This is a genomic window from Terriglobia bacterium (genome assembly GCA_036496425.1).
In the GTDB taxonomy this organism is placed as follows: domain Bacteria; phylum Acidobacteriota; class Terriglobia; order 20CM-2-55-15; family 20CM-2-55-15; genus 20CM-2-55-15.
In genome coordinates this window covers 1-5,781 of the sequence record DASXLG010000047.1, presented here as the reverse complement: position 1 = coordinate 5,781, position 5,781 = coordinate 1, and the positions used below count along the sequence as shown (strand labels likewise).

Annotated in this window: 9 protein-coding genes; 7 read left to right on the top strand and 2 right to left on the bottom strand. The window is 57.9% G+C overall.

Going from position 1 to position 5,781, the window contains the following annotated elements:
• The 4 genes from VGK48_03485 to VGK48_03470 form a co-directional block, all read left to right on the top strand.
• A partial coding sequence (locus VGK48_03485) for a methylmalonyl Co-A mutase-associated GTPase MeaB (protein HEY2380225.1) occupies positions 1–608 on the top strand: 608 nt, incomplete at its 5' end.
• Complete coding sequence (gene mce / locus VGK48_03480; GenBank protein HEY2380224.1) at positions 605–1,006, top strand: methylmalonyl-CoA epimerase; 402 nt, start codon at positions 605–607, stop codon at positions 1,004–1,006. The genes VGK48_03485 and mce, both read left to right, overlap by 4 nt.
• Positions 993–1,859: an S-methyl-5'-thioadenosine phosphorylase gene (locus tag VGK48_03475; protein ID HEY2380223.1), complete on the top strand. Its 867-nt coding sequence runs from the start codon at positions 993–995 to the stop codon at positions 1,857–1,859. The genes mce and VGK48_03475 overlap by 14 nt, the downstream gene beginning before the upstream one ends.
• 73 nt (positions 1,860–1,932) lie before the next feature.
• The gene (locus tag VGK48_03470; GenBank protein ID HEY2380222.1) at positions 1,933–2,814 is read left to right on the top strand and encodes a type II CAAX endopeptidase family protein; all 882 of its coding nucleotides are present in this window, start codon (positions 1,933–1,935) and stop codon (positions 2,812–2,814) included.
• Here the strand turns inward: VGK48_03470 and VGK48_03465 are convergent.
• Both VGK48_03465 and VGK48_03460 read right to left on the bottom strand, forming a co-directional pair.
• The gene (locus tag VGK48_03465) at positions 2,798–3,145 is read right to left on the bottom strand and encodes a type II toxin-antitoxin system PemK/MazF family toxin (GenBank protein HEY2380221.1); all 348 of its coding nucleotides are present in this window, start codon (positions 3,143–3,145) and stop codon (positions 2,798–2,800) included. The genes VGK48_03470 and VGK48_03465 overlap by 17 nt on opposite strands.
• Positions 3,139–3,375: a hypothetical protein gene (locus VGK48_03460; GenBank protein HEY2380220.1), complete on the bottom strand. Its 237-nt coding sequence runs from the start codon at positions 3,373–3,375 to the stop codon at positions 3,139–3,141. The genes VGK48_03465 and VGK48_03460 overlap by 7 nt, the downstream gene beginning before the upstream one ends.
• A 268-nt stretch (positions 3,376–3,643) precedes the next feature.
• Between VGK48_03460 and VGK48_03455 the strand changes: the two genes are divergently transcribed.
• The 3 genes from VGK48_03455 to VGK48_03445 all read left to right on the top strand — a co-directional run.
• Positions 3,644–4,429, top strand: a complete 786-nt coding sequence (locus VGK48_03455) for a fatty acid desaturase (protein ID HEY2380219.1) — start codon at positions 3,644–3,646, stop codon at positions 4,427–4,429.
• Between the two features lie 9 nt (positions 4,430–4,438).
• Entirely contained in the window at positions 4,439–5,332 is an 894-nt protein-coding gene (locus VGK48_03450) for a HAMP domain-containing sensor histidine kinase (GenBank protein HEY2380218.1), read from the top strand.
• Positions 5,333–5,335: 3 nt separating this feature from the next.
• The coding region (locus VGK48_03445) for a response regulator (protein HEY2380217.1) at positions 5,336–5,781 on the top strand (446 nt) is incomplete at its 3' end.

The window sequence follows — 5,781 nt, the reverse complement described above, 5'->3', positions numbered from 1 at the left end:
GGAATCTCGGCGGTCTGGCCACCGCGACGGCCGATGTTGTGACGGTGCTGGACGCGGCGGGAAAAGATCCGATCCTGGTGGAAACCGTCGGTGTCGGCCAGGACGAGGTCGACATTGTGAAGCTGGCGGATGTCTCCATCGTGGTCCTCGTGCCGGGAATGGGCGACGACATTCAAGCTCTCAAAGCCGGCATCATGGAAATTGGCGACATCTTCGTCATCAACAAATGCGACCGGCCGGGCGTCGAAAAGATGGAGCGCGCGGTTCTCGCGATGCTTTCGCTGGCGCATCGGCCCGAGGGCTGGCAGCCGCCCATCGTCAAAACCGTGGCTACCGAAGGAGAAGGTATCGATGAATTGACTGAGACCATCGAGAAGGCGTGGTCGTTTTTTGAAAGTTCCGCACAAAAGACCGCGAAAAAACAGGAGGCGGCGCGGCAGCGTCTGATTACACTGTTGCAGGAGCGCCTGGTGAATACGGTTATCCATAAGGTGTTCTCCGATGGCGAACTGGAGAAAGTGATTGGACAGATTGCGAGCCGGGATCAGGATCCATACACGATCGTCGATGAAATCATCCGGAATTCGGAGCTGAAGAGGTCCAAGTGAGAATCGATCATATCGGAATCGCCGTGAGGTCCCTGGCCGATGCCGTCAAGGTTTACCAGGATGCGATCGGATTGAATGTTGCCGGCTACGACGAAGTCGATGAGCAGGGCGTACGTGTAGCGATGCTCACCATCGGCGAAAGCCGCATCGAACTGCTGGAACCGACCCGCAGCGATTCCCCGGTCGAAAAATTCATGTCGAAGCGCGGAGAAGGCATTCACCATATTGCCGTGCGCGTCGACAACATCGAAGAAGCACTGGAGAGGCTGAAGGCCAACGGCGCGCGGCTGATCGATTCGACGCCGCGCCGGGGAGCGCATGATACGCGGATTGCATTCATTCATCCTTCGTCCACACACGGAGTTTTATTGGAGTTAGTCGAGCATGGCAGCAAATGACATCAAGATAGGAATCATCGGCGGCAGCGGTCTGTACCAGATGGACGGACTTACTCAAATTGAGGAAGCCGAGGTAGAAACGCCGTTTGGAAAGCCTTCGGACGCATACCGGATCGGAACACTGGAAGGAAAGCGCGTGGTGTTCCTCGCAAGGCATAACCGGAACCACACCATTTCACCGTCCGAACTCAATTTCCGCGCGAATATTTACGGCTTCAAAAAGCTGGGCGTCGAGTGGATTCTGTCGGCGAGCGCCGTGGGATCGTTGAAGGAGGAACTGCGCCCGCTGGATATCGTGCTGCCCGATCAGTTCTACGACCGGACCAAGGCGCGGGTATCGACGTTCTTCGGCGACGGCATTGTGGCGCATATCAGCTTCGCCCATCCGGTATGTTCACAATTGGGCGATGTCATGCAACAGGCCGCGCGCGACGCCAGCGTGGCGGTCAAGCGCGGCGGGACATACGTCTGCATGGAAGGCCCGCAATTCTCTACCCTGGCGGAGTCCAATACCTACCGCCGGAATGGCGGGGACCTGATCGGAATGACGAACCTTCAGGAAGCCAAACTCGCGCGCGAGGCGGAAATCTGCTACTCCACGATGGCGCTGGTTACCGATTACGACTGCTGGCATCCGCAACATGATGCGGTCACCGTGACGGAAGTCATCGAGAACCTGAAAAAGAACAGCGAAAATGCCCAGAAGATCATCCGGTCGACCGTGAAACGCCTTCCGGTCGACCGCACCTGCAAATGCGGCCACGCGCTCAAGCATGCGATCATGACGGACCTGAAGCACGCGCCCGCGGAAACCCGCAAACGTCTGGAACTTCTGCTGCGGAAATACATTTAAGGAACCGCGAAAAGCACCAGGCGCACATATCTCTTGCGCCTCTTGTGCTTCTTGTGGTTCCTTCCCTTCGCTGATGTTCCTCAATGACCAACACGAAGTCCGGGCCGGATGGAAGTTCGCGCTCTATGTCCTGTTCTTCATAATCTTCTGGGTTGCAACCGGCATCGCTCTCTCCATTTTCGTATCTCAAAGCGACACCATCGCCGAGAACCAGCTCGCGCTTCTGGCACTGAATGAAGTGGCGCTGTTCGTTCCGGCGGTTGCCGCAATGGCGCTGACGATCCGATTCGTCGACCACCGGCCGCTCCGCACATTCGGAATCGGCTTCATGCCGGGATGGCGCCGTCAACTCTGGTGGGGCATTGGCCTCTCCGCGGGCATGCTTGCCGTGCTTGGTGCCGGCTCGAAAATCCTCGGAACGCTCGAAATCCACTGGAGCGGAAACAAGGTTCCGGCGACGACCTTACTGGCGACTTTCAGCGTTCTCCTGCTTGCCGCGCTGAATGAGGAACTGGTGTTTCGCGGTTTCCCATTACAGATCCTGATCGACGGCTCAGGCGAGTGGCCGGGAATGATCGCCATGTCGGTGCTTTTCGGAGCGATGCATCTGAATAATCCCAACGCCTCGCGCCTCGGGACCCTCAACACGGTTATCGCCGGAGTTCTGTTGTCTCTTGCTTATGTCCGTTCGCGCTCACTGTGGACATCCTATGCCATTCATGTCGGCTGGAACGTGGGCCTGGGGTTTGTTCTGGGCTTCGCCTTATCCGGCCTCGGCATCGCTTCGCTGTGGACGACGAACGTGGCCGGGAGCACCGTTCTTCTTGGCGGGAATTACGGCCCCGAAGGCGGACTGCTCGCCACATTCATTTTCACAGCCTCGGCCGTGGTTGTGCACCGCGTCTTCCATGGCAGTCGCCAAGAGGGGCCCGGCTCCGCTAGCCGCCGAGGATGATATCAATGCCCGATAGGATGAGTTCAAGTTTGGTTTTCGGAAGGTTACCGGTGCGCTCCGTTAATAGAGCGCGGTCTACAGATATGAGCTGGGAGACATTGGCAACGGAATCCTTCGGCAGTCCAGTAAACCGGCTTTTCAAGAAAACGTTTCCAGGAGCGCTTGCCCATGCCAAATTGCTGGTGAGAGGGACACAGATAACTGTCGCAATGTTGCTGCGGTTAATGGAGTCGCCTTGAACAACAATGACCGGATGCTTGAGACCGGGTCCGGAGCCGGCCGGCTTCCGCAGGCCGGCCCACCAAACATCACCTTGGGAGACCTTTACCACTCTATCCGTTTTAGCGTTCGGCGGGTGGCCTCCCGAACAAATGGATCAATCGATTTTCCGACTTCTTCGATCGTCTTGTTCATGGCCTCTGTGACAGCATCGGCATCGTGACGAGCCAGGTATTCAGCGATCGCCTCAGCATACAATTCACTTCTGGATTTTTTCTCCCGGCGCGCATAACGCTCCGCCCTTTGAAAAACATCGTCGCCGATCGATATAGCCGTTTTCATACCAAAAGTATAACCGAAAGTCCGGGCGCGATGCCGCGATGATTCCCGGTCATAACTACATGAACCATAGGGTAGCTTACGGCCGGCTGCATGGCCACGAAGACGGCAGCCCGCAATCGCACTCGTTACATAACTATTACAATGACGCTTTGAATCTCCTGCTACGCTGCCCTATTCGTATCTTGCCCGTTGAATCGACATTCGGAGGCTCATGAACAACAATGCGCAAGTCCAGTCCCGTCCCTGGGAGATGCCCTTTTGGAAGCCAGTGAGAGGAAAAGAGGGCGTTCTATTCTACCTCGCCGCAATACACGTTTTAGCCGTCGTCGGACTCATTCTCTATCCAATTCCGAGCATTCCGATATTCCTGACGGCGCTTGCGTTCAATCTGCTTGGAGGCCTGGGCACGACGGTCTGCAATCATCGTTATCTGGCGCACCGCACTCTCAAGCTCAATAAGGGAGTCGAGCATTTTTTCATCTTCTGGACTGTCTTCAACGGCTCCGGCTCGCCCGCGCATTGGGCGGCAAATCACCGTCTGCACCACGCGAAGGCCGATTCGATGGACGACGTTTCGAGCCCCACGCACGGCGGGTTCTGGTGGGCGCATCTGCGGTGGCTCTATCAGACCTCTCCGGCGGACATGAAGCGATGGGCGCCCGACCTCAACAAGCCGGAATACAATTTCTGGGAGCGTGCGGAGACGATCATCGTCGGGCTCGCAATGGTTGGCGGGCTCGCATTCGGATGGAAAGCGTTTTTCTGGGTGGGTGCGATTCGTCTGGTCTACTCATTACACCTTCAGTGCTTCGTCAATAGCATCACCCACATGGGCGAAGCCGACGAGCGGGGCGAAACCGCCAAGAATCTCTGGTGGCTTGGCCCGCTGCAACTTTCGGCCTGGGGCGAAAACTGGCACGGGAATCACCACCGGTACGCCAATTCGGCCCGTCTCGGCCTGAAATGGTGGCAAGTGGATGTCGGCTGGTACGTCATCTGGACGATGGAGAAGATCGGGCTGGCCCACGGCGTAAAGTGTGCAAAGGCAGGCTAAACTGAGACCATGCGTCTCAGGAGCCGGCGAAAGTCGATCGTCTTCTTTATTGCCTTTGGTGCCTCTCTGGTCGTACTGGCCACTGCGCTCAACGTCGGATGGGTGATTCTCAACTGGCGGCAGGTCGCGCTACTGGTCTTCGGCGTCGTCTTCTTCATGGCGATCATCATCGGCATCGCGCTCAACACAATCTTTCTCGTTAACGAAATACACCGGAACGAACAGCACGACGGCTTTATCAACGCCGTTACCCATGAGCTGAAGACGCCAATCGCGTCGATCCGGCTCTATCTGGAGACGCTGCAGACGCGGGACGTCGACGAAATCCGCCGGAAGGAGTTCTACTCCGTCATGCTGATGGAATCCGACCGGCTGTTGCGCACTGTCGAGCAAGTGCTGCAGGCTGGACGCACCCGGGAACGGCGGCGTCAAATCGACCGCTCGGTGATTGACCTTGGCGGCCTTGTGCAGGAGTGCCTGCAGACGATTCAAGCACAACTCAACCGGGCGGTGATCCAGTATTCCGAGCGCCTCGAAAGCGATATGCGCCCGTTTGTCACAGGAGACCGTGACGAGTTGCGTGCTGCCGTCTCGAATGTCGTCGACAACGCGCTCAAGTATTCATCGACGTCTCCCGTGGCGGTTGAGGTAGCGGCTTTCGACGAGAAGCGTCTGGCGGTGCGCGTGACCGACGGCGGCATCGGGATTCCCAGGAATCAGCTCAAGCGGGTGTTCAAACGGTTCTATCGCATTCCCTCTCGCATGGCGACGCAGGTAAAGGGGTCCGGGCTGGGGCTCTTCATCGTCCGATCCGTGGTCGAACGGCACGGCGGCCGCGTTTTCGCCGAAAGCGAAGGCGAGGGCAAGGGCAGCACATTCACGATTGTGCTTCCGAGGGCCTGAACGATGAGCACGGTTTTGATCGTGGAGGATGAGAAGCACCTCGCGGACGGGCTCCGTTTCAATCTCGAAGCCGAGGGATATCACGTCGAGGTCGCGGGTGATGGCGAGACGGCGCTCGTCCTCCTGCTCTCGCCGGACCGGCATTTCGATATGGTTATCCTCGACGTGATGCTGCCGGGAAAGAGTGGTTTCGAGGTTGCAGCCGAACTGCGGCAAGCCGCACAGTTCGTGCCGTTATTGATGCTCACGGCGCGCGGTCAACCGCAAGATGTGTTGCGCGGCTTCGAATCGGGAGCCGACGACTACCTGACCAAACCCTTCGAGCTCGCGATTCTGATTGCCCGGTTGCGCAGTCTCTCCCGGCGCTACGAATGGCTCCGACGCGACAGCGGCGGCCGTGCCCCTGCGGAGCCGGCCCGGCGTCAGAGCGAGAGCGCCGATGGATCGCT

Excerpts from the sequence above, each read along its gene's own strand:
- VGK48_03475 (HEY2380223.1), top strand. The coding sequence starts at position 993 with ATGGCAGCAAATGACATCAAGATAGGAATCATCGGCGGCAGCGGTCTG.
- VGK48_03470 (HEY2380222.1), top strand. The coding sequence starts at position 1,933 with ATGTTCCTCAATGACCAACACGAAGTCCGGGCCGGATGGAAGTTCGCG.
- VGK48_03460 (HEY2380220.1), bottom strand. The coding sequence starts at position 3,375 with ATGAAAACGGCTATATCGATCGGCGACGATGTTTTTCAAAGGGCGGAG.
- VGK48_03450 (HEY2380218.1), top strand. The coding sequence starts at position 4,439 with ATGCGTCTCAGGAGCCGGCGAAAGTCGATCGTCTTCTTTATTGCCTTT.